This is a genomic window from Micrococcus sp. 140720015-1, assembly GCF_053627595.1.
In genome coordinates this window covers 199,401-222,162 of the sequence record NZ_JBSEYC010000002.1, presented here as the reverse complement: position 1 = coordinate 222,162, position 22,762 = coordinate 199,401, and the positions used below count along the sequence as shown (strand labels likewise).

The window sequence follows — 22,762 nt, the reverse complement described above, 5'->3', positions numbered from 1 at the left end:
CCTACGTGATCCCCGGGGTGATCGTGCGTCCGGCGATGCGGGCCCTCGTCCGCCAGGTGTGGGAGGGGACCGAGCACCTGCCCCAGACCGGCGCGATCCTCGCCGTCAACCACATCTCGGAGGTGGACCCGCTCTCCGTGGCCCACATGGTCTACAACCAGGGCCTGCTGCCGACCTTCCTCGCCAAGGCCGAGCTCTGGAAGGTGCCCGTGCTCAAGCAGGTCCTCGAGGCCACCCGCATGATCCCGGTCGAGCGCACCCGCGACGGCGGCCGTTCGCTCGCCGCCGCGCGCGAGGCCGTCGCCACGGGCCGGGCGATCATCGTGTACCCGGAGGGCACCGTCACCCGCGATCCCGACGGCTGGCCGATGGCGGCGCGCAACGGGGCCGTGCGCCTGGCCCTGCAGACCGGCGCCCCGCTCATCCCCGTCGGTCAGTGGGGCATCCAGGAGCTGCTGCCGTACGGCGGCCGCTCCCTCCGCGTCCTCCCGCGCAAGACCGCCCGGATCCGGGTCGGCGCGCCCGTCGACCTCGCGGACCTGCGGGACCTCCCCGTGACGGCGGCCACCCTGCGCGAGGGCACTGACCGCATGATGGCCGCGATCACCGAGCTGGTCGCCGAGCTGCGCGGAGAACCGGCCCCGGAGGGCCGTTGGGACCCCACGACCGGACGGCGGGTGACCGGGGCATGAGCGATCCGCGCACCGTCGCCGTCCTCGGCGCCGGCAGCTGGGGGTCGGCCTTCGCCCGCGTCCTGGGCCTGAGCACCAGCCCCGAGTCCGCCCGCGCGTCCGAGGTCGTGATCTGGTCCCGGCGGGCCGAGGTCGCCGAAGCCATCACCGAGCGGCACGAGAACCCCGAGTACCTGCCCGGCATCTCCTTGCCCACCTGCGTGCGCGCCGTCACCGACGCCGCCGAGGCGGTCCGGGGAGCCGGCGTCGTGGTGGTGGCCGTGCCCGCGCAGCACGTGCGCGAGACGCTGCACGCGGTGCGCGCCGATCTGGCCCCGGACGCCGTCGTGGTCTCCCTCGTCAAGGGCCTCGAGCGCGGCACCGACGCGCGGATGTCGCAGGTGTGCGCGGAGGAGCTGGGCCTCAGCCCGGACCGGTTCGCGGTGGTCTCCGGACCCAACCTCGCCCTCGAGATCGCGCGCGGCGAGCCCACCGCCACGGTGGTCGCCTCGGCCTCGCGCGCGACGGCGGAGCGCATCGCCGCCCTCACGGCCGGCCGGACCTTCCGGCCCTACACGAACACGGACGTCGTGGGCGTGGAGATCGGCGGCGTGGTGAAGAACGTCATCGCCCTCGCCGTGGGGATCTGCGACGGGCAGGGGCTGGGGGACAACTCCAAGGCCTCCGTCATCACCCGGGGCCTGGCCGAGACCACCCGGCTGGCCGTCGCGCTCGGCGGCGCCCCGGCCACCATGGCCGGGCTCGCCGGCCTGGGGGACCTCGTGGCCACGTGCGCCTCGCCCCTCTCCCGCAACCGCTCGGCCGGCCGCCACATCGGCACCGGCCTCAGCGCGGAGGAGGCGGTGGCCGCCATGAGCCAGACGGCCGAGGGCATCAAGTCCGTCTCTGCCGTCGTGCACGTCGCCCGCGCCCACGGCGTGGAGATGCCCATCAGCGAGCTGATGGACCGGGTGGTCGCCGGGGACGTGGCCGTGGACCGCCTCGCCGAGCTGCTGCTCGCCCGTGACCTGAAGTCGGAAGGACGCACCGCATGACCGCCACCCCCGCCCCGGAGGCCGCCGCCGGCGCGCGTCCCCGCGTGCTCCTGCTCTTCGGCGGCCGCTCGAGCGAGCACCCCATCAGCTGCGTGACCGCGGCGGGCGTGCTGCACGCGGCCGACCGTCAGCGCTGGGACGTCGTGCCGGTGGGCGTGGCCCGCTCCGGCCTGTGGTCGCACGACGAGCTGGACGTGGCCTCGTTCCGCCTGGACGGCGACGCCCTGCCGGAGGTGCCGGAGCCCGTGGCCCCGGTGAGCCTGCGCGCCCTGCCGGACGGCACCGTCGAGCTCACCGCGGCCGACGGCTCCTCGCTGGGCCCGGTGGACGTCGTGTTCCCGCTGCTGCACGGCCCCTGGGGCGAGGACGGGACCCTCCAGGGCATGTTCGAGTCGCTGGGTCTGCCCTACGTGGGCTGCGGTGTGCTCGCCTCCGCGGTCGGCATGGACAAGCACTTCATGAAGGTCGCCTTTCAGGCCGCCGGCCTCGAGGTCGGCCCGTGGGAGACCATCACCGCCCGCGACTGGGCGCGCGATCCGGAGGCGGCTCTCGCCCGCGCCGGGGCGCTCGCCTACCCGCTGTTCGTCAAGCCCGCCCGCGCCGGCTCGTCCTTCGGCATCACCCGCGTCACCGAGCGCGCGGGCCTGCGCGCCGCCGTGGAGGAGGCCCGTCGCTTCGACCCCAAGGTCGTGGTGGAGGCGGGCATCGTCGGCCGCGAGATCGAGTGCGCCGTCCTCGACGGGCACGGCTCCGCCGCCCCGCGCGCCTCGCTGCCGGGGGAGATCGTCGTGGCCCACGACGAGGGTGAGACGCAGTTCTACGACTTCGAGTCGAAGTACCAGGACACCGGCACCACCCAGCTGTCCTGCCCGGCCGAGCTGCCGGAGGAGGAGATCGAGCGGCTGCGCGCCCTGGCGATCCGCGCCTTCGAGGCCGTGGACGGATCCGGCCTGGGCCGCTGCGACTTCTTCTTCACCCCGGACGGGCGCTGGGTGGTCAACGAGATCAACACCATGCCGGGCTTCACGCCCATCAGCATGTACCCGGCCATGTGGGAGCGGACGGGCCTGTCCTACGACGATCTGATCTCGCAGCTGCTGGACCTCGCCCTCGAGCGGGGCGTCGGCCTGCACTGATGCGGCCCGCGGCCGGCCCGGGCCACGGCGGTCGTGCCGGCCGGCCCGCGCCGGTCTCAGCCGACGGGTGTCGCGTCCTGCACGCTGACGCAGCCGCCGCTGGGCTCGATCTGCGCGACCGCCGAGGACAGGCCCACCATCACGGTGTCCGAGCTGGCCTGGTCCTTGCCGAACAGCACCTCCACGGCCGGGTCACGGCCGTAGGTGGTGATCCGCCAGTTCTCGTCCTCGTCGCGGATGACCCAGTCGATCCCGTCCACGGAGATGCAGCGGTCCGTGGTGGGGCCGGGGACCTCGGCACCGCAGCGCAGGACGACGGCGGCCGGGTCACCCCACACGGCCGTCGCCTGGCTGTCGGTGGGGCGCAGGTCGAGGTCGCCCAGGGCGTCGGGCATGGCCACCATGGCCGGGGCGCACGCCGGGTCCGCGGCGTGGGGCGCGGCCTCCACCGTGGCCACCCGTCCGGCGCAGGCCGTGGCGCCGAGGGCGATCGCGGTCAGGAGGGGCACGAGACGACGCAGGCGGCGGGATTCCATCCGCCCAGGATACGTGCGGCGCCGGGACCCGCGGGGGCCGGTGCCCTAGCATGGGCGGGACCGTTCCCGTCCCCGCCTCAGGAGCCCACGTGAGCAGCACCGCGGACCCCCGCCCCCGCCCCCCGCAGGAGGACGTCGCCGTCGGGCGGCGCCGTCGTCGTCGCCCGTGGCTGATCGCCCTGGCGGTGGTGCTCGTGGCACTGCTGGCCGTGGGCATCGCGGCGGCGGTGTACGTCGGCGGGATCGCCCGGACCATCGACCAGGACACCCAGCGCTTCGACGGCGGCGCGTTCCCCGCCGAGTCGGGCCGCCCGGGCGCCGCGGGGGCGTCCGCCCAGCAGCCCACCGCGCCGCCGCCCGGCATGGACGCGGAACAGGCCGCCGAGGGCGCCCAGGGCCCCGTCGCCCCGGACGGGGACGAGAAGGCGGACGAGCAGGCCCTCGACGTGCTGCTCGTCGGCGAGGACGCGGGCGCGGAGGGCCGTGACCCCGCCGGCCGGTCGGACACCCTCATGTGGGTCCACGTGCCCGGGGACCGCAGCGAGATCCAGGTCATGTCCATCATGCGTGACATGTGGGTGCCGATCCCGGGGCACGGGGACCACAAGGTCAACGCCGCCTACCAGTACGGTGGCATCCCGCTGACGGTGGCCACCGCGGAGAACATGTTCCAGGCACGCGTGGACCACGTGATCGCCGTCGACCTCGCCGGCTTCAAGGGCCTCGTGGACGCCCTGGGCGGCGTCAGCGTGGACAACCCCGCCGCCTTCGTCTCGACCGGCGGCATCGACTTCCCCGCGGGCACCGTGCAGATGGACGGGGACAAGGCACTGGCCTACGCGCGGGAACGGTACAACCTGCCGCGCAGCGACTTCGACCGCGTGGAGAACCAGCAGCGCCTGGTCAAGGCCATCGTGGCCGCGTTCCTCTCGCGGGACACCCTCTCGGACCCGAGCCGCGTGCAGGCCGCCGTCGAGGAGTTCGCTCCCTTCCTGACCCTCGACGACGAGCTCGGCTCGAGCACCCTCGCGAACCTGGCGTGGTCCCTGCGCGACGCGCGCGACGCCCCGATCGTGACCAGCACGGTGCCGTCCGTGGGCGTGGGCTACACGGACACCGGCGAGGACGTCGTGTGGCCGGACTGGGCGGCGATCGCCCGGCTGGGCGAGGGCATCCGCACCGGCACCCTGGGGGAGGCCGTCGCGCAGTGAGCACGCCGCCCCGGCCGTCGCTGGTACGGCACTGGCTCGCGCTCGCGGAGGAGCTCGTGGGCCGGGCCGCGCCGCGGCTCGACGCCCTGAACCTCTTCCCGGTCCCGGACGCGGACACGGGCACGAACATGCTCGCCACGCTGACGGCGGCCCGCACCGCGGCCGACGCCTGCCCCGCACAGGACGACGTCGGCGCCGTGTTCGCGCACGCGGGCGCGGCCGCGCTGGACTCGGCCCGGGGCAACTCGGGCATGCTGCTCGCGGTCAGCCTGGCGGGGATGGCCGAGCCCCTGCGCGGCCGGGAGCGCGTCGACGCGTTCGCCCTGGCGGCGGCGTTCGGCGCCGCCGACCGGGCCGCCCGGCAGGCCCTGTCGGATCCGCGCGAGGGGACGATCCTCACGGTGCTCTCCGCGGCCGCCCGCAGCCTCGCGCGCTCGTCCACCCAGGCTCCCGACACGCCCGCGGTGGCCGGGGACGCGGACCCGGCCGTGCGGCTCGGCCCGGCCGTGACCGTCATGCTGGCCGACTGCGTGCAGGCCGTGGAGGAGACCGAGTCGTTGCTCGCCCCGCTGACCCGGGCGCACGTCGTGGACGCCGGCGCCGTCGGGCTGCTCTGGGTGTTCGAGGCGCTGCGCGCCGTCGTCACGGGCACGCCCGTGGACGAGGAGCTGGCCACCGCGCTCCACGGCTACGTCGAGGGCGCCCACGCCGCGGAGGGCGAGTCCGCCGCCGCGGCGGAGGCGCCGACCGAGGGGGCCGTCGAGGTGATGGGCACCCTGGCGCTCACCCCGCTCGCCGCGGCCGAGCTGCGCCGACGGCTGACCGACGTGGGGGACGCCGTGATCCTCGCCCCCGTCGGGACCGCTCGTGACGGGCAGGGCCGGGTGCCGTGGCGGGTCCACGTGCACGTGCCCCGCGCCGCGGACGCGATCGGCCCCCTGCGGGCCGCCGGCGACGTCGAGGGCCTGGCCGTCACCGACCTGGCCGGGCCGTCGCACGGCCACGACGCCGCACCGGACGGGTGCCATGGCCGCTGAGGTCCCCGTCACCGACCTGCCCCTGTCCGAGGTGCTGGGCGGGAAGCTGCCCGCCCGCCTCGAGAAGGAGCTCGGGCTGACCACGGTCGGGGACCTGCTGGACCACGTGCCGCGCCGCTGGATCGAGCGCGGCGAGCTCACCCCCATCGCCGCGCTGCCCTACGACGCCGAGGTGACCGTCGTCGCCGTCGTGGAGTCGGTGACCACGCGGCGCATGCACAGCCGGCCCGGGTTCATCGTGGACGTCACCGTCGCGGACCCGTCCGTGGCCGGCGTGCCGGGGGCGAGCCTGTCCATGGCCTTCTTCAACGGCCACGACGCCCGCCGCCGCCTCGCCCCCGGGATGACCGCCATGTTCCAGGGCCGCACGACCGAGTACCGCGGCCGGATCACGCTGAACAACCCGGACTTCGCCCTCCTGGACGACGACGTCGCCCCGGGGGAGGTGGACGTGCGGCCGGTCCCGCTCTACCGGGCTACGGGGAAGCTGCCGTCGTGGACGGTCCGCTCCGCCGTCGCCCGGGTGCTCGAGACCGTCGACCTGGGCCGCATCCCGGAACTGCTCACCGAGCGGATCCGCGCGGAGGCCGCCGCGGCGCTCGACCTGGAGGTGCCGCTGCCGGGCACCGCCCAGGCATACCGGGACCTGCACGCCCCGCACGACGTCGCCGCCACCGGCCCGGCGCGGACCGCGCTCGCCCTGCGTGAGGCGCTGCTCGTCCAGGCCGCGCTCGCCTGGCGCCGGGACCGGGAGCGGGCGGTGCCCGCCGTGCCCCGCCCGCCGCGGCCCGGCGGCCTGCTCGAGGCCCTCGACGCCCGCCTGCCGTTCGCGCTGACGCCCGGCCAGGTGGCGGTGGGGGAGCAGCTGTCCGCCGAGCTGGCCCGGGACGCCCCGATGAGCCGGCTGCTGCAGGGGGACGTGGGCGCGGGCAAGACGCTCGTGGCCCTGCGGGCGATGCTGCAGGTCGTGGACGCCGGCGGCCAGGCCGCCCTGGTGGCGCCCACCGAGGTGCTCGCCGCGCAGCACCACCGCGCCCTGCTGCGCCTGATGGGCCCGCTCGCGGAGGCCGGCACCCTCGGGGCCGGCGACGGCCCGGCCACGAGGGTCGTGCTGGTCACCGGCTCGCTCAAGACCGCCGCGCGCCGCGAGGCGCTGCTGGCCCTGGCCTCCGGCGAGGCCGGGATCGCCGTGGGGACGCACGCGCTGCTCTCCGAGAAGGTGGGCTTCGCCGAGCTGGCCCTGGCCGTCGTCGACGAGCAGCACCGCTTCGGCGTGGACCAGCGCGAGGCCCTGCGGCGGGCCAACCCTGGCACGCACCTGCTCGTCATGTCCGCCACGCCCATCCCGCGTTCCGTGGCGATGACGGTGTTCGGCGACCTGGACCTGTCGGTGCTCGAGGGGCTGCCCTCGGGGCGTCAGCCGGTCACCACGCACGTGGCGCGCATGGCCCACGGCCCGCGCGTGATCGGCCGGGTGTGGGAGCTGATCGCCGAGCACGTGGCGGCCGGCCATCAGGCGTTCGTGGTGTGCCCGCGCATCGACCCCGACGACGCCGACCCGGGTCACGCCAACGTGGAGGAGATGACACCCCGGCTGCGGGGTCTCCCGGCGCTGGCGGGGCTGCGGATCGACGCCGTGCACGGGCGCATGGACCAGGCCGAGCAGGACGCGGCGATGCAGGCCTTCGCGCGCGGGGAGACGGACGTGCTGGTGGCGACCACCGTCGTGGAGGTGGGCGTGGACGTGCCCAACGCGACGGTCATGGCGATCCTCGACGCCGACGACTTCGGCCTGTCCACCCTGCACCAGCTGCGCGGCCGCGTGGGCCGCGGGCCCGGGGCGGCGGTCTGCCTGCTGGCCACGCGCCTGCCGGACGGGCACCCGTCGCTGCGCCGGCTCGAGGTCCTGGCCCAGGAGCAGGACGGCATGCGCATCGCGCAGGAGGACCTCGCCCAGCGCGGCGTCGGCGACGTGCTCGGCGCCGCCCAGTCCGGGCTGGCCTCCGGGCTGCACCACGTGGACGTCATCGCCGACGCCCCGCTGATCGCCGTGGCCGCCGACGCCGTCGCGCAGGTCATGGCGGCCGGCCCGGGGCTCTCCGCCCACCCGGCGCTCGCCGCCGAGGTGGCCCGCTGGGAGGCCGAGCACCTCACCGCCGCCGACTACCTCGAGAAGGGTTGAGCCATGTCCCGCATCATCGCCGGCGCGGCCGCCGGGCGGCCCCTGACCGCCGTCCCCGGCACCGGCACGCGCCCCACCACGGACCGCACCAAGGAGGCCCTGTTCTCCTGGCTCGAGGCCCGCGACTGGCTGGACGGGACGGCCGTGCTCGACCTCTACGCCGGCTCCGGCGCCCTGGGGTGCGAGGCCGCCAGCCGCGGAGCGGCGTCGGTGCTGCTGGTCGAGCGGGACCGGAAGGCCCTGACCGCGTGCCGCGCGAACGCCGCGCTGGTCAACCGCGCGCGCGGGGCCGACGTCGTGCGCGTGCGCGCCGGGAGCGTGGAGCAGGCGCTCGCGGCGGAGACCGCGTCCGTGGACCTGATCCTGGCCGACCCGCCGTACCCGGTGGCCGGCCCGCCGCTCGAGGCGGTGGTGGAGGCGGCGGCCGGGCGGCTCGCCCCGGGCGGGCTGCTCGTGCTCGAGCGGGCGGCCCGGGACGCGGCGCCGCGCCGGCCGGACGGCCTCGAGGAGGTCGAGGTGCGCGTCTACGGCGAGACCGCCCTGTACCTCTGGCAGGACGAGCGCTGACCCCGCCCACGCGTTTTCGTTCGGGAAACGGCGGCGTCTCGGCCCGTTCTCCCTGGGGGGACGGGAGGGCGGAACGGACTGGGCTCAGCACCGAACCGCGAGCACGGCGGCCGCCGTTTCCCGAACGAAAATGCTCCAGGGACAGCCGTTTCCCGAACGAAAGTGCTCCGAGGACCGCCGTTTCGTCAACGAAAGCGTCGGGGGTCAGGCCGCGCGCAGCCGCGGGGCCGCCTCGGCCAGGCGGCACATCGCCTCGTCGATCGCATCGGGGGACTTGCAGAACGCCAGCCGCAGCCACGACCGCAGGTGGCCCCCGTCCGGGCGGCAGAGCGCGCCCACGGGGATGCCCGTGACGCCGGCCTCACGCGTCCACCGCACCGCGGCCTCGGCCGCGTCCGTCACACCCCACGGGGCCAGGTCCACGACGACGAAGTAGCCCGCCGCCGGGACGACCGGGTCCAGGCCCGCCTCCCGCAGGCCCGCCACGAGCCGATCCCGGGCGTCGCGGTACCGCTCGCGCTGGCCGGCGAGATGTCGCTTGGCGTCCTCGGTGGGCAGATAGGCGCCCAGCGCGCGCTGGAAGGCGGGGCCGGAGGAGTAGGTGAGGAACTGCTTGACGGCGCGCGCGGCCCCGACGAGCTCGGCCGGGCCGGTCAGCCAGCCGACCTTCCACCCGGTGACCGCGAACGCCTTGCCCGCGCTGGAGACCGTCAGGGCGATGTCCTCGGCGCCCGCGACCGAGCGCAGGCTGACGTGCTCGCCCTCGTAGACGAGGTGGTCGTAGACCTCGTCCGAGAGGATCAGCACGCCCCGGGACCGGCACAGGGCCACGAGCTCCTCGAGCAGCTCCCGCGGATAGACCGCGCCCGTGGGGTTGTGCGGCGTGTTCACGATGAGCAGGCGCGTGCGGTCGGTGATCGCGTCCGCCACCCGTGCCGGGTCCGGAAGGAAGTCCGGGGCCTCCACCGGCACGCTCACGTGCCGGCCGCCGGCCAGGGCGATCGTGGCGGCGTGCGAGTCGTAGAACGGCTCGACCGTGATGACCTCGTCGCCCGGGCGCACGAACGCCAGGACCGTCGCGGCGATGCCCTCGGTCGCGCCCGTGGTGATCATGACCTGCGTGGCGGGGTCCTCCGTCACGCCCCAGTGGCGCCGGCGGTGCTCCGCGACGGCCTGCCGCAGCACGGGGTCGCCCGTGCCGGGGGCGTACTGGTTGGGGCCCGCCAGCACGGCCTCGGCCGCCAGCCGCAGCAGCGCGTCGGGGCCGTCGGCGTCGGGGAAGCCCTGGCCGAGGTTCACGGCCCCGTGCTCGACGGCGAGGCCCGTCATCGTCTCGAACACGGTGGGCACGGGGCCGGCATCGCCGAGCAGGCCCGCGGCCGCCGCCGTGCGACGCCACGGCGCGTCCACGTCGACGTCGTGCCGTGCTGATCCGGGGGTGGCCTGGTTTCCGTCCATGGCCGCACTGTACCCATCGCCGCGGACCGCCCACGGCGGTGCGCGCCGCGTCCGTCACGACCGCGACGCGCCGGAGCCGGACCGGACGGGCGTCCGTCGCCGCTCGGCCCAGCCCCCGCTAGGCTGGCACCCATGCGTCGTGCCGTCTGCCCTGGTTCGTTCGATCCCCTCCACAAGGGGCACGTCGAGGTGATTGCGCGAGCCGCGAACCTCTTTGAGGAGGTGGTGGTCGCCGTGTCCTCCAACCCCGCCAAGACGTACCGCTTCAGCGTGGACGAGCGCATCGCCATGATCGAGGCGACGGTGTCGTCCCTCGCCGGCGTCGCGGTCCGGCCCATGGGCCCGGGCCTGCTGGCCGAGTTCTGCCGACAGATCGGCGCGGACGCGATCGTCAAGGGGCTGCGCGGCGGCGCCGACCTCGAGTTCGAGGCCCCGATGGCCGCGATGAACCGCCACCTCACCGGGGTCGAGACGGTCTACCTCCCGGCCGACGCCCGGTACACCCACGTGTCCTCCTCGCTCATCAAGGAGGTCCACGGACTCGGCGGCGACGTCGCCGAGTTCGTCCCGGCCGCGGTCCTGCGCGGCCTCGACGGCGGGGCCTGACCCCGCCCGGCCCACCCGCGGGCCATCCCTCCGCTCGACCCACCGCATCCACCGCAGGAGAACCGCCGATGACCGTCCCGCCCCCCTCTCGCCCCCGCACCCGCAAGGCCGTCATCCCGGCCGCCGGCCTGGGCACCCGCTTCCTGCCGGCCACCAAGGCCATGCCGAAGGAGATGCTGCCGGTGGTGGACCGACCGGCCATCGAGTACGTGGTGTCGGAGGCCCGGCGTGCGGGCCTGGCGGACGTGCTGATGATCACGGGCCGGAACAAGCGGGCCCTCGAGGACCACTTCGACCGCCATCCCGCGCTGGAGGCCGCGCTGGAGCGCAAGGGCGACGCCACGCGGCTCGCGCAGATCCGCGAGTCGGACCTGGTGGGGGACATCCACTACGTCCGCCAGGGCGAGGCCCTCGGGCTCGGCCACGCGGTGAACTGCGCACGCCGCCACGTCGGCGAGGAGCCGTTCGCGGTCCTGCTGGGCGATGACATCATCGGCGACGGCGAGGCGCTGCTCGAGCGCATGATCGACGTGCAGCAGCGCCTCGGCGGCTCCGTGATCGCCCTCATGGAGGTCCCGGAGGAGGCCGTCTCGGCCTACGGCGTGGCCGCGGTGCAGGCCGTGCCGGGGGAGGGCGACGACGTCGTCCGCGTCACCGACCTCGTGGAGAAGCCGGCCCGCGAGGACGCCCCCTCCACCCTCGCGATCATCGGCCGCTACGTGCTGGCCCCGCAGGTGTTCGACGTGCTGGACGAGACCCCGCCCGGCCGCGGCGGGGAGATCCAGCTCACCGATGCGCTGCAGAGGCTGGCCACGGAGGAAGGCGAGGGCCGCGGCGTGCACGCCGTCGTCTTCGACGGCCGCCGCTACGACACGGGGGACAAGCTCGGCTACCTGCAGGCGGTCATCGAGTTCGGCACGCGGCACGAGGACCTCGGGGCCGACCTGCGGGCCTGGCTCCGAGAGTTCACCGCCGGGCTCTGAGCCGGGCCGGCGACGCGCGGGCCGCCGCCGGCTTTGGCCGAGGCGGACCCACCCGGTAGGATGGGCTGTCGGTCCGTCGTGGCTGGACCCGTGTCCAGGCCGCATCGCACCCCCGCAGAGGGCGTGCGGACGGGCCGTGTACCCCCGCCGTCCCACCCGCCGAGAGGAGCGACCATGGACAGCATCCAGCACCACGGCGCCGACTCGCCGTGGGTGATCCCCGTGCGCGATCTGACGCGCGGGGCCGGAGTCCAGCGCGAGCTGACGGCCGAGTGGCCCGCCCCCGCGGGCGTCTCCACGCCGCTGCTGGGGATCCCCGAGGGGGACCCCGTCGAACTGGACCTGCGTCTGGAGTCGGTGCACGAGGGCGTCCTCGTCACCGGCACCGCGGACGCGACCCTGAAGGGCGAGTGCGGCCGTTGCCTGCGCCCGCTGCACGAGGGGATCACCGTGGACCTGCAGGAGCTGTACCTCACCGGCACGTCCGAGGACGACGCCGGCGAGCAGCCGCTCGTGGTGCGCGAGACCGTGGACCTGGAACCCGTGTTCCGGGACGCCGTGGTCATCGCCCTCCCGTTCCAGCCGCTGTGCCGGCCGGACTGCGAGGGCCTGTGCGCCGACTGCGGCATCCGCCTCGAGGACGCGCCCGAGGGGCACGCCCACGAGCGCGTGGACCCGCGCTGGGCCGCCCTGGCCCACCTCGCGGGCACCTCAGAGACCTCCATCACCGAGACAGAAGAGAGATAGTCGTGGCAGTCCCGAAGCGGAAGATGTCCCGTGCCAACACCCGTGCCCGCCGGTCGCAGTGGAAGGCCACCGCGCCCGCCCTGGTGAAGTCCGTCGAGAACGGTCGCGTCTCGTACCGCCTGCCCCACCAGGCCGAGCTGAAGACCGACGCCGCCGGCACCCCCCTGTTCTTCGAGTACAAGGGCCGCAAGGTCGCCGACGCCTGAGATGGCGTCCCCATCGGCTCGCCGCGGGCCTGAGCCCGCGCCCGAGCCAGAAGAGCTGTTCGAGCGTCTCGGCGTGCACATCACCGCCGGGACGCTCGAACGCGCTCTGACGCACCGCTCGTTCGCCTACGAGCAGGGCGGGTTGCCCACCAACGAGCGCCTCGAGTTCCTCGGGGACTCGGTGCTGGGTTACGTGGTCACCGACCACATCTTCACGGTGTACCCGGACCTGGCCGAGGGCGACCTCGCGCGCCGCCGGGCCGCCGTCGTGTCCACGCGTGCCCTGGCGAAGGTGGCGCGCCGGATCGGCATCGGCCCGTTCGTGCGCCTGGGCACGGGGGAGCGCCGCACCGGCGGGGCGGACAAGGACTCGATCCTCGCCGACACCCTCGAGGCGCTCATCGGCGCCGTCTACGTGGACCACGGGGCCGTGGCCGCGGCCGCACTCGTGCACCGCCACGTGGTGCCGCTGCTGGACGAGCCGGACCTGCTGCGCGAGAGCACCGACTGGAAGACGGTCGTGGCCGAGGCCGCCAGCCGCCACGGTCTCGGCGCCGTCCGCTACGCGATCGAGGGGCAGGGCCCCGCGCACGACCCCCGCTACCGGGCCACCCTCGTCGTCGGCGAGCGCGAGTACGGCTCCGCCGTCGCCAGCTCCAAGAAGCAGGCCGAGCGGGACGCCGCGGCCGCCTCCTGGCCGGCCCTCGAGGCGGGCCTGCCGGCCGCGGGGCGCTGAGGCCGTGCCCGAGCTGCCCGAGGCCGAGGTCGTCCGGCGCGGCCTGGCCCGGTGGGCCACGGACGCCGTCGCCGCGGAGCTCGAGGTCCTCGACCCCCGCTCGCTGCGTCGCAGCCCCGGCGGTGCGGACGCCCTCCGGGAGCGGCTGCGCGGCGCCCGGCTGGCCGAGCCGGCTCGCCGCGGCAAGTTCCTCTGGCTGCCCCTGGCCGAGGGCGACGACGCCGTCGTCGTGCACCTGGGCATGAGCGGGCAGATCCTCGTGGACGAACCGGGGGCCGCCGACCAGCGTCACCTGCGCCTGCGCCTGCCCGTCACCGCGGCGGACGGCTCCGCCCGCGAGCTGCGGTTCGTGGACCAGCGGATCTTCGGCGGCTGGTGGCTCGACGCGCTGCGGCCCGACGACGCCGCCGGCGGCGAGCGGATCCCCACCACGGCCGCCCACATCGCCCTGGACCCGCTGCATCCCCTGTTCGACCCCGCGGCCGTGCACGCGCGCCTGGCGCGGCGCCGCTCCACCCTCAAGCGCGCGCTGCTGGACCAGTCGCTGGTCTCCGGGATCGGCAACATCTACGCGGACGAGGCCCTGTGGGGCGCCCGCCTGCACCCCGAGCGCCCGACGGAGCGCATGCGCCGGGCGGACACGCTGCGCCTCATGGCGGCCGTCCAGGACGTGATGCGCCGGGCCCTGGAGGTGGGGGGCACGAGCTTCGACGCGCTCTACGTCAACGTGGACGGGCGATCGGGCTACTTCGCCCGCTCCCTGGCGGCCTATGGGCGCACCGGGCAGCCGTGTCGCCGCTGCGCCGCCGAGGGGGTCGACTCCCGCATCGTCCGCGAGCCGTTCATGAACCGTGCGAGCCACCTGTGCCCGCGTTGCCAGCCCCGGCCGCGCCGTCGCCGGGCCGCGGCGGCCGACGCCTGACGGGGCGTCCGTAGACTGGGCTGACCCCCGACCTCGAGCAGGAGACACGAGTGAGCCATCCCCCGGCCGCGTCCTGGACGCCTGAGCCCCTGCCGCGTCCCGAGTCCCCGCGCGACGACGCCCCGCCGGTCGCGCGGCGCCGCCGGCGCTGGCCGTGGGTCGTCGGCGTGCTCGCCGTCCTGCTCGCGGCGCTGCTCGGTCTGGGCGCCTGGTACGCGGGCTCGCTCGGGCGCACCTTCGACGACCACCGGCAGACGGTGGACGTGGGGGCGCTCGAGCAGGCGGCCGGCAACGGCCCGCTGAACGTGCTCGTCCTGGGCTCCGACTCCCGCGAGGGCGAGGGCGAGCAGGACATGGGCCAGCGCTCGGACACCATGATGCTCGTGCACATCCCCGCGGACCGACGCCAGGTCTACGTCATGTCCGTGCTGCGGGATTCGTGGGTCACCGTGCCCGGCCACGGTGAGGCGAAGATCAACTCGGCCTTCGACACGGGCGGCTACGCGCTCGCCGTGGACACGGTGGAGCTGCTGCTGGGAGTGCCGATCCACCACGTCCTCGAGGTCGACTTCCAGGGCTTCCGGGGCGTGACGAACGCGCTGGGCGGCGTCGAGGTCTGCAACCCGCGGGCCTTCTCCTCCGGTCAGGCCAACCCCTCGTACTACCCGCGCGGACACATCCTGCTGCAGGACACCGCCGCCCTGCGCTACGTGCGCGAACGGCACGCCTTCGACGACGGCGACGTCACCCGCGTGAAGAACCAGCAGCGCTACCTGGCCGGGGCGATGGACCGCTTCCTCAGCCCGCAGATCCTGGGCGATCCCGCCCGCACCACCGAGGTCGTCGCCACGTTCTCCGACCACCTCGGTGTGGACGAGGGGCTCACGTCCGGCGTGATCGCCTCGCTCGCGTGGCAGCTGCGCGACGTCCGCGGCGAGGACGTCGAGATGTTCACGGTGCCCCGCAAGGGCTTCGCGGAGGGGCCGAACGGCGACGCCATCGTCGAGCTCGACGAGGACAAGCTGGCGGACCTGCGCTCCGCCCTCGCCGACGACGACGTCCAGCGCTATGTCGACGAGCACGAGCCCAAGAAGGAGAAGAAGGCCCAGGCCGCCGGCGGGGCCGCCCCCGTGCTGACCCTGCTGACCGGCACCACGCCCGCACCCGCCCTCGGGGAGGGCCCCTGTGACGACTGAGCCGCGCCGCCCCCGCCTCTTGCTGGTCTCCCACTCCTACCGGCCCGAGCGCACCCCGCCCGCGCGTCGCTGGGGCGCGGTCGTGGCGGCGCTGCGGTCGGCGGGCTGGGACGTCGACGTCGTCGCGCCCGGGGGTGTGCGCCCCTTCTCCGGGCCCGACGGCGAACGCGTCCTGCCCACGCCTCGCCTGCCCCTGGGGGAGGCCGGCCGCAACGGCCGCTTCGCCGAGGCGGTGGTGCACGCCCTGCTCGCCGTCCCCCGTGGGATGGCCACCCGACGCCCGGACGTGGTGGTGGCCACCGTGCCCGCGCTGCCCGTGGTGGTGCCCGGCGTCGTGCTGTCCCGCCTCTGGCGCCGTCCCCTCGTGCTGGAGATGCGCGACGCCTGGCCGGATCTCGCCCACGAGGCCGGGGTCCACCAGGGCCTGCTGGGCGTCGCGATGGAGCGCGTCGTGACCGGCGGCCAGCGCGCGGCCCGGCTCGTGGTGACCGTCACAGACGGCTTCGCGGAGACGCTGCGCGGGCGCGGGGTGCGGGTGGTCCGCACCCTGGGCAACGGTGTGGACCTGGCCCGCCTGGCGGTGGCGCCCCGGCGGGAGCGGGCCGCCGGTGAGCTCCACGTGCTGTACCTGGGCAACATGGGCGAGAGCCAGGGGCTCGAGCGGCTCATCGACGCCGCGGCGACGCTGCGGCGCACCCGGCCGGGGGTGCGCGTCCGGCTGGTCGGGGAGGGGACCCGGCGTCCGGTGCTGGAGGCCCGCAACGCCGAGCTCGGCTCGCCGGCCGAGATCCTCGGACCCGTCCACGGCGCGGCCGTGGCCGAGCAGTACGCGTGGGCGGACACGCTGGTGGTGGCCCTGCGTCCCGACTGGCCGAGCTTCCGGTACACCGTGCCCTCCAAGACCTACGAGGTGCTCGCCGTCGGCCGGCACGTCACGGGCCTAGTGACGGGGGAGGCCGCCCGCACCCTCGAGGCGGCCGGCGGCGCCGAGGTCATCGGCCCGGACGTGGACGACCTGGTGCGGCACCTGACGGCGCTCGCGGACGACCCGCACCGCACCGACGTCGGCGCGGGCGGACGCGACTGGGTGCGCCGCCACGCCGACCTGCCGGCCGTGGCCCGCCGCTACGTGCGACTGCTGCGCCGCGTCGCCGGTCGCTGAGCCCGACGTCGGCCCCTTGCTAGGGTTGACGCCGCCGCACCCGGCCGGGTGCACTCCACCGGGACACCGAGGAACAGTTCTGATGCCAGCTGGGAAGTCCATCCGTCGGGTCGCGCGCGCGGGCGCTCGCCTGCTGCCGCCCGAACAGCGCCGTCGGGTGCGCCGCACCGGCGGCGCGCTGCTGCGCAGGCTGCCGCCGCAGGTGGCCGAGGAGGTCCGCGGCGTGTTCGGCATCCGCTGGGGCGACCGTCCGGCGCACGCCCGGCCGGCCGACGCCCTGGGCCTGGCGGGCGGGCCGGCCCGCACCCGCCCCGGCAGCGCCTCCCTCACCGGCCGCGGTGCGGCCGCCGTCGGCGCCGATCCGGAGGCCGCGGCCCGTCTCGAGCGGGCCCTGGGCCTGGCCGACACGTCCCGCACCGAGCGGGGCGGGCGGGCCGTCGGCGTCGTCGCCGCCCCGGACGTGCGCGCGGCCCTCGCGGCCGCCGGGCACCGCGTCGTGCCGCTCGTGCCGGGCACCGCGGGCGCGGTGGCCGAACGCGTGGAGGCCGTCGTCGTGGACGTGGACGGCATGGACGGGCCGTGGGCCGGGGCCCTCGACGCCGCCGGCGCGGCCCTCTACCTCGAGCTACGGGGTGCCGTGAGCGCGGCCGCCGCGCGCGGGGTCACCGTCTGGGTGCTCTCCCGGGGCCGTCACCGGCACCGGCTCGGGGCCCTCGCCCTGCTGCACGCCGAGGACGTCATCGTCGTCGAGGCCGGCGCGGGCCGGACGCCGTTGCACTTCACCGAGGACCCGGGCGACGCGCCCCAGGGGATCGCCGACGTCCTCGCCGCCTGCCCGGAGGAGAGCGCATGAACACGCACCACCCCGACCGCCTGACCGACGCCGCCGACGTGCGCGTCCTGCTCTACGGCGACGTCGACCTGAACGTCATCGACGGCTCGGCCACGTGGCTGCCCTCCCTGGCCGAGACCCTCGCCCGCACGGGTGCGAGCGTGGACGTCCAGCTCAAGGCCGTCGAACGCCGGGACCTGCTCACCGCTCCGCTGCGCGCCCTGACAGGGGTGCGCGTGCTCGCCGCCGAGCCGGCGGCCGGGCAGGGGGGAATGACCCCCTCCCGCGCCGCGGACGTGCTGACCCGCCGGGACGAGGAGTCCCGGTACGACGTGGTGCTCGTGCGCGGCATCCACGCCTGCCTCGAGCTCGCCGACCGCGGCGCCTTCCCGGGGCGGCTGTGGTCCTACGTGACCGAGTACGGCTACGTGGAGGACGGCTTCCCGGCCGGGCGCGTCGAGGAGCTCGGCCGCATCGCCGCGGCGAGCCGTCTGATGCTGGCCCAGACGCCCCAGGCTCGCGCCGTGCTCGAGGCGATGGTCCCGGCCGCCGCCGGGCGCACCGAGCTGCTCTCGCCGATGGTGCCGGACGGGCTCGTTCCGGCCGAACGCGCCGAGGCGCCCGCCGACGGCCCGGTGCGTCTCGTGTACACGGGCAAGTTCGCCCACGACTGGCGCACCGACCTCATGCCGGACGTGCTGACCGCCCTCCACGAGGCCGGCGTCCCGGCCACGCTCACAATGGTGGGGGACAAGGTCCACCCCGAGCGGGACCGGCCTGGCTGGGCCGCGGCGATGCGCTCCCGTCTCGAGGCCGACCGGCCCGACTTCGAGTGGACCGGAGCGCTCTCCCGCGAGGAGTCCATGGCCCGCACCGCGGCCGCGGACGTCTCTCTGGGCTGGCGTGCCCCCGCCCTGGACCTCTCGCTCGAGATCTCCACGAAGGTGCTCGAGAGCTGCGCGGTCGGAGTGCCGCCGCTCCTGAACCGGACCGTGGCGCACGAGGAGCTGCTGGGGGCCGACTACCCCCTGTTCGTGGACGGGGTGAGGGACTCGGCCCGGGACGTGGCCGCCCGCATCGCGGCCGCCCGCCACGACCTGCCGGCCCTCTCGCGGCGCGTCGTCGAGGCTGCCGCCCCCTACCGCATGGCCGCGCGCGCACGCGCCCTGACAGGCGTCATGGACCGGCTCGGTCTGCTCGACCGACGGCCCGCCCGCGGCGGGTCACGCACCCGCGTGGTCCTGGCCGGCCACGACCTGAAGTTCGCGGGCGAGCTCGTCGACCTGCTGCGGGACGACCCGGGCGTCGAGCTGCGCATCGACCACTGGCAGGGCCTGCACCGCCACGACGAGGCCGCCTCACGCCGCCTCGTCGAGTGGGCCGACGTCGTGGTGTGCGAGTGGGCGGGCCCCAACGCCGTCTGGTACGCCCGCCACAAGCGGCCCGGCCAGCGGCTCGTGGTCCGCCTGCACATGTTCGAGCTGCGCGGCGGCTGGCTCTCCGCGCTCGAGACCGAGGCCGTGGACCGCCTCGTGACCGTCTCCGATCTCTACCGGGACCTGGTGCGCGAGCACCTGCCCATCGAGCCCACGCGGGTCACGGTGATCCCCAACGCCGTGTCCGTGGCGGACCTGGACCGTCCCGGTCTGCCGGGTCGCCGGTTCCGGCTCGGCCTCGTCGGCGTGGTGCCGTTGCGCAAGCGCCTGGACCGGGCCGTGGACCTGTTGGAGATCCTGCGCGCCCATGACGAACGGTTCACCCTGCACGTGCGCGGCCGCATGCCGTGGGAGTACCCGCACGAGTGGCGCAAGCCCCTCCAGCGCGAGGGCTACCTCGACCTGTTCGCCCGCCTCGGCGCCGGTCCGCTGCGCGAGGCCGTCGCCTTCGAGCCCTTCGGGGCGGACATGGGCTCGTGGCTGACGAAGATCGGCTGGGTGCTCTCGCCGTCCACCACCGAGAGCTTCCACCTCGCGCCCGCCGAGGGCATGGTCTCGGGCGCGGTCCCACTCGTCTGGGACCGGCCCGGCGCGAGGGGCGTGTTCGGCGACGAGTTCGTGCTCGACGACACCGACGCCGCGGCGCGGCGGGTGCTCGAGGCGGTCGCCGACGACGCGCGGTGGGACGAGCTCTCGACCCTGGCCCGGGACCGGGTGCGCGCGTACGACGAGCGCGTCGTGGCCGGCCTGTGGCGCGAGGCGCTGGGGCTGGACTGAAGCAGGCCGGGCGACGGCGGTAGGGTGGGACGCGTCCGCCCCCGCCCGCCGGTGCCTGGGGCCGCCGCCGTGAACCATTCCCCATTGAGGAGACCCCGTGAAGAAGATCGAGACCGTCGCCGTCATCGGCCTGGGCTACATCGGACTGCCCACCGCCGCCATCCTCGCCGAGAACGGCGTGACGGTGCTCGGCGTGGACGTCTCGGACCGCACCGTGGACGCCGTGAATGCGGGCACGGTGCCCTTCGTGGAGCCGGACCTGGCCGGGTTCGTTACGCGCGGCGTCGAGAAGGGCCTGCTCACCGCCTCGAAGACGACGCCGGCCGCGGACGCCTACATCGTCGCCGTGCCGACCCCGTTCAAGGACGGACACTCCCCGGACCTGGGCTACATCGAGGCCGCCGCCCGCGGCCTGGCCCCGCAGCTGACCGGCGACGAGCTCGTCATCCTCGAGTCCACCTCGCCCCCCGGCGCCACCGAGCACATGGCCGAGGTGATCTTCGCCGAGCGTCCTGAGCTGCGCGAGGCCGAACTGGACTTCGCCCACTGCCCCGAGCGGGTGCTCCCGGGCCGCGTGATGGTCGAGCTCGTGACCAACGACCGGATCGTCGGCGGCTCGACCCGGCGCGCGGCCGAGCGGGCCCGCGACCTCTACCGCACGTTCTGCGAGGGCGAGATCCTGCTGACGGACACCCGCACCGCGGAGATGGCCAAGCTCGTGGAGAACTCCTTCCGCGACGTCAACATCGCCTTCGCCAACGAGCTGTCCGTGATCTGTGCCGAGCAGGGCATCGACGTCTGGGAGCTCATCGAGCTCGCCAACCACCACCCCCGCGTGAACATCCTTCAGCCGGGCCCCGGCGTGGGCGGCCACTGCATCGCCGTGGACCCGTGGTTCATCGTGGACGCCGCCCCGCAGACCGCCCGGCTGATCCGCGCGGCCCGGGAGATCAACGACGGCAAGCCCCAGTGGGTCATCGACCAGGTCAAGGCCGCTGCCTTCGACGTCCAGCAGGCCACCGGCCGCGCGCCCGTCGTCGCCGCCCTGGGCCTGGCCTTCAAGCCGAACATCGACGACCTGCGTGAATCCCCGGCCCTGAACATCGCGGCCGAGCTGGCGGGCCAGTTCTCCGGGTCCGACGTGCTCGTGGTCGAGCCGCACGTCACGGAGCTGCCGGCCGCGCTGCAGGGCAAGGACAACGTCCGTCTGGTCGCGGCCGACGAGGCCCTGGACGCCGCCGACATCGTGGTGCTGCTGGTGGACCACTCCGCCTTCGCCGACCTCGGCGACCGCGTGGCCGACAAGCGCGTGATCGACACGCGCGGCCAGTGGCGCACCGGCCCGTCCCTCTGACCCGACTCGGCCCGCGCCCCGCCCGCCCCGCCGACAGGAGCCCGCACCGATGACCGCACGCGAGCGCCCCGCGTCGTCCCGCCGCCCGCTGCTGCGGTCCCTGGCCCTGACCGCCCAGACCGTCCGCGAGCACGTGACGGACGACCCGGTGCTGCTGGCCCTGCAGGTCTCCCGTCGACTTCCGCTTGCGGTGGCGGGCGGGGCGGCCGGCGTCCTCACCCGCCTGGGCCGGAACGGCGTCGTGCCCGCGCTCGGCCACGAGATGCGGGGCGAGCGCGCGGCGGCCCTGGCCGCCCTCGGCGTGGACGAGGCCGGCCGGCCCGTCCGCGCGTCCCGTCCGGGGGCGGGGAGCGGCCGCGGGCTGGTCCACCGGGCCGACGCGGCCCTCGGCATGGGCCGGCCCGACGTCGCCGCGACGCTGCTCGGCAGCGTGCCGGAGGAACATCGCGGCGCGGCGTGGACGGCCGCCGCCGCACGCCTGGCGGCGCACCGCGGCGACCTGGGCGGCGCGGCCGCGCTCGCCGCGCGGCATCCCCGCAACCGTCATCTCGCCCGCCGCATGGCGGGGGAGCGGGACGCGTTCCGCGGCGTCGCCCCGACCGTGCCGACCGAGCCCGGCTACCGCCCGGTCCCGGGGCGGGTGCTGCACGTGCTGACCAACTCCCTGCCCCACACCGGGTCGGGGTACGCCCAGCGCAGCCACGCGATCCTCACCTCCCTGCGGGACGAGGGCTTCGAGGTCGCCGCCGTCACGCGGCCGGGCTACCCCGTGCAGATCGGCGTGCCCTGGGCGGCACAGCGGGATGTCGTGGACGGGATCAGCTACGCCCGGCTGCTGCCGGTGCGGCTCGCCCAGGGCCAGGCCGCCCGCATCCAGCAGCACGCCGAGCTGCTGGCCGCGCACGTGCGACGACACCGTCCCGCCCTGCTGCACACGACCACGCACTTCGTCAACGCACTCGCGGTCGAGGCCGTGGCGCGGGCCTTCGGGATCCCGTGGGTGTACGAGGTCCGGGGGCAGCTCGCGGACACGTGGGCGGCGGTGCGCGGGCCCGAGGCCCTGGCCTCGGAACGGTACCGGCTCTTCCAGGAGCGGGAGGCCGAGGCCGCCCGCCGCGCCGACGGGGTCGTGACGCTCGGGGCGGGCATGCGCGACCGCCTGGTCGCGGCCGGGGTGGCCGAGGACGCCGTCGTGCTCTGCCCCAACGCCGTGGGCCCGGCCTTCGTCGCCGAGCCGGCGGACCGGGACGAGGCACGCGCCCGGCTGGGCTGGGACCTGCCGACCGACGCCTTCGTGGTGGGCACCGTCTCGAGCCTCGTGGACTACGAGGGCCTGGACACCCTGCTGCGCGCCGCCGCACGGCTGGCCCCGCACCGTCCCGGGCTGCGCGTGCACATCGCCGGCGACGGCGTCGCTCGGCCCGGGCTGCAGGCCCTGGCCGCGGAGCTCGGCATCGCTGAGCTGTGCGCCTTCCCCGGGCGGGTCGACCGCGAGGATGCGCGCCTGCACCACGCTGCCCTGGACGTGTTCACGGTCCCGCGCCGGGACCTGCCCGTCACCCGCGCGGTGACGCCGATGAAGACCGTCGAGGCCTCGGCCACCGGTCGGCCCGTCGTCGCCTCGGACCTGCCGGCCCTGGCCGAGCTCGTCGAGGACGGGCGGACCGGTCTGCTCGTTCCCGCGGAGGATCCCGCCGCGCTGGCCACCGCCCTCGACCGGCTCGCGGAGGACCCGGCCGAGCGGGCGCGCCTCGGTGCGGCCGGCCGGGACTGGGCCCTGCAGACGCGCACCTGGGAGGCCAACGCGCGCCGCTATCGGTCGCTCTACGACCGGCTCGGCGTCCACCCGCGCTGATACAGTGACGCTGGCGCCGGGCCTCCCGCACTCTCGTGTTCCGGAGGCCTCCTCGACGCCCGCCCGACGCTCGTCGCGTGGGGCCCGCGCACGGAAG

21 protein-coding genes are annotated in these 22,762 nt (G+C 75.7%); 19 read left to right on the top strand and 2 right to left on the bottom strand.

The features are described from left to right. Positions 1 to 17: 17 nt before the first annotated feature. The 3 genes from ACUXPL_RS04305 to ACUXPL_RS04295 are packed head-to-tail and all read left to right on the top strand — an operon-like array spanning position 18 to position 2,862. On the top strand, positions 18 to 692 hold the full coding sequence (locus ACUXPL_RS04305) for a lysophospholipid acyltransferase family protein (RefSeq protein WP_406890631.1): 675 nt from the start codon (positions 18 to 20) through the stop codon (positions 690 to 692). Beyond that, positions 689 to 1,726, top strand: coding sequence for an NAD(P)H-dependent glycerol-3-phosphate dehydrogenase (locus ACUXPL_RS04300; protein ID WP_454182144.1), 1,038 nt, complete (start codon positions 689 to 691; stop codon positions 1,724 to 1,726). The genes ACUXPL_RS04305 and ACUXPL_RS04300 overlap by 4 nt, the downstream gene beginning before the upstream one ends. Next, complete coding sequence (locus ACUXPL_RS04295; protein ID WP_454182142.1) at positions 1,723 to 2,862, top strand: D-alanine--D-alanine ligase family protein; 1,140 nt, start codon at positions 1,723 to 1,725, stop codon at positions 2,860 to 2,862. Before ACUXPL_RS04300 ends, ACUXPL_RS04295 begins: the two co-directional genes overlap by 4 nt. A gap of 56 nt (positions 2,863 to 2,918) precedes the next feature. On the opposite strand, the gene ACUXPL_RS04290 is transcribed toward ACUXPL_RS04295, so the two are convergent. Then, positions 2,919 to 3,398, bottom strand: a complete 480-nt coding sequence (locus tag ACUXPL_RS04290) for a DUF3515 family protein (protein WP_180537320.1) — start codon at positions 3,396 to 3,398, stop codon at positions 2,919 to 2,921. 89 nt (positions 3,399 to 3,487) lie between these two features. Here ACUXPL_RS04290 and ACUXPL_RS04285 point away from each other — a divergent pair, with 89 nt between their 5' ends. The 4 genes from ACUXPL_RS04285 to rsmD are packed head-to-tail and all read left to right on the top strand — an operon-like array spanning position 3,488 to position 8,395. Next, a complete protein-coding gene (locus tag ACUXPL_RS04285; RefSeq protein WP_454182139.1) occupies positions 3,488 to 4,609 on the top strand; it encodes an LCP family protein in 1,122 nt (373 codons plus the stop codon). Beyond that, entirely contained in the window at positions 4,606 to 5,646 is a 1,041-nt protein-coding gene (locus tag ACUXPL_RS04280; protein ID WP_454182137.1) for a DAK2 domain-containing protein, read from the top strand. The genes ACUXPL_RS04285 and ACUXPL_RS04280 overlap by 4 nt, the downstream gene beginning before the upstream one ends. Next, entirely contained in the window at positions 5,636 to 7,828 is a 2,193-nt protein-coding gene (locus ACUXPL_RS04275) for an ATP-dependent DNA helicase RecG (protein ID WP_454182135.1), read from the top strand. Before ACUXPL_RS04280 ends, ACUXPL_RS04275 begins: the two co-directional genes overlap by 11 nt. Before the next feature lie 3 nt (positions 7,829 to 7,831). Then, positions 7,832 to 8,395 (top strand): 16S rRNA (guanine(966)-N(2))-methyltransferase RsmD, encoded by a 564-nt coding sequence (rsmD, locus tag ACUXPL_RS04270; protein WP_200968607.1) that lies wholly within the window; start codon positions 7,832 to 7,834, stop codon positions 8,393 to 8,395. A 204-nt stretch (positions 8,396 to 8,599) separates the two neighbouring features. Here rsmD and ACUXPL_RS04265 read toward each other — a convergent pair whose 3' ends face one another. Next, positions 8,600 to 9,853 carry an aminotransferase class I/II-fold pyridoxal phosphate-dependent enzyme gene (locus ACUXPL_RS04265; RefSeq protein WP_454182132.1) on the bottom strand — a complete coding sequence of 418 codons (1,254 nt, stop codon included), beginning with the start codon at positions 9,851 to 9,853 and terminating at the stop codon, positions 8,600 to 8,602. Between the two features lie 132 nt (positions 9,854 to 9,985). On the opposite strand from ACUXPL_RS04265, the gene coaD reads away from it, so the two are divergent. The 12 genes from coaD to ACUXPL_RS04205 all read left to right on the top strand — a co-directional run bounded on the left by coaD (position 9,986) and on the right by ACUXPL_RS04205 (position 22,665). Further along, on the top strand, positions 9,986 to 10,459 hold the full coding sequence (coaD, locus tag ACUXPL_RS04260; protein WP_036338106.1) for a pantetheine-phosphate adenylyltransferase: 474 nt from the start codon (positions 9,986 to 9,988) through the stop codon (positions 10,457 to 10,459). Positions 10,460 to 10,527: 68 nt separating this feature from the next. Further along, on the top strand, positions 10,528 to 11,442 hold the full coding sequence (galU, locus tag ACUXPL_RS04255) for a UTP--glucose-1-phosphate uridylyltransferase GalU (protein WP_180537326.1): 915 nt from the start codon (positions 10,528 to 10,530) through the stop codon (positions 11,440 to 11,442). 174 nt (positions 11,443 to 11,616) lie between these two features. Beyond that, positions 11,617 to 12,189, top strand: coding sequence for a YceD family protein (locus tag ACUXPL_RS04250; protein WP_002856392.1), 573 nt, complete (start codon positions 11,617 to 11,619; stop codon positions 12,187 to 12,189). A 2-nt stretch (positions 12,190 to 12,191) separates the two neighbouring features. After that, a complete protein-coding gene (gene rpmF, locus ACUXPL_RS04245; RefSeq protein WP_002856390.1) occupies positions 12,192 to 12,395 on the top strand; it encodes a 50S ribosomal protein L32 in 204 nt (67 codons plus the stop codon). A 73-nt stretch (positions 12,396 to 12,468) separates the two neighbouring features. Next, positions 12,469 to 13,131: a ribonuclease III gene (rnc, locus tag ACUXPL_RS04240; RefSeq protein ID WP_020621711.1), complete on the top strand. Its 663-nt coding sequence runs from the start codon at positions 12,469 to 12,471 to the stop codon at positions 13,129 to 13,131. Positions 13,132 to 13,135: 4 nt separating this feature from the next. Further along, a complete protein-coding gene (mutM, locus tag ACUXPL_RS04235) occupies positions 13,136 to 14,053 on the top strand; it encodes a bifunctional DNA-formamidopyrimidine glycosylase/DNA-(apurinic or apyrimidinic site) lyase (protein ID WP_251649602.1) in 918 nt (305 codons plus the stop codon). Positions 14,054 to 14,103: 50 nt separating this feature from the next. Then, positions 14,104 to 15,249: an LCP family protein gene (locus ACUXPL_RS04230; RefSeq protein WP_454182129.1), complete on the top strand. Its 1,146-nt coding sequence runs from the start codon at positions 14,104 to 14,106 to the stop codon at positions 15,247 to 15,249. Then, positions 15,239 to 16,411: a glycosyltransferase family 4 protein gene (locus ACUXPL_RS04225; protein ID WP_454182127.1), complete on the top strand. Its 1,173-nt coding sequence runs from the start codon at positions 15,239 to 15,241 to the stop codon at positions 16,409 to 16,411. The genes ACUXPL_RS04230 and ACUXPL_RS04225 overlap by 11 nt, the downstream gene beginning before the upstream one ends. Before the next feature lie 82 nt (positions 16,412 to 16,493). Further along, a complete protein-coding gene (locus ACUXPL_RS04220) occupies positions 16,494 to 17,264 on the top strand; it encodes a hypothetical protein (RefSeq protein ID WP_454182125.1) in 771 nt (256 codons plus the stop codon). After that, positions 17,261 to 19,456 (top strand): glycosyltransferase, encoded by a 2,196-nt coding sequence (locus tag ACUXPL_RS04215; RefSeq protein WP_454182123.1) that lies wholly within the window; start codon positions 17,261 to 17,263, stop codon positions 19,454 to 19,456. Before ACUXPL_RS04220 ends, ACUXPL_RS04215 begins: the two co-directional genes overlap by 4 nt. A gap of 97 nt (positions 19,457 to 19,553) precedes the next feature. Then, entirely contained in the window at positions 19,554 to 20,810 is a 1,257-nt protein-coding gene (gene wecC, locus ACUXPL_RS04210) for a UDP-N-acetyl-D-mannosamine dehydrogenase (protein ID WP_454182121.1), read from the top strand. Between the two features lie 49 nt (positions 20,811 to 20,859). Further along, positions 20,860 to 22,665 (top strand): glycosyltransferase family 4 protein, encoded by a 1,806-nt coding sequence (locus tag ACUXPL_RS04205; RefSeq protein ID WP_454182119.1) that lies wholly within the window; start codon positions 20,860 to 20,862, stop codon positions 22,663 to 22,665. Positions 22,666 to 22,762: the final 97 nt, after the last annotated feature.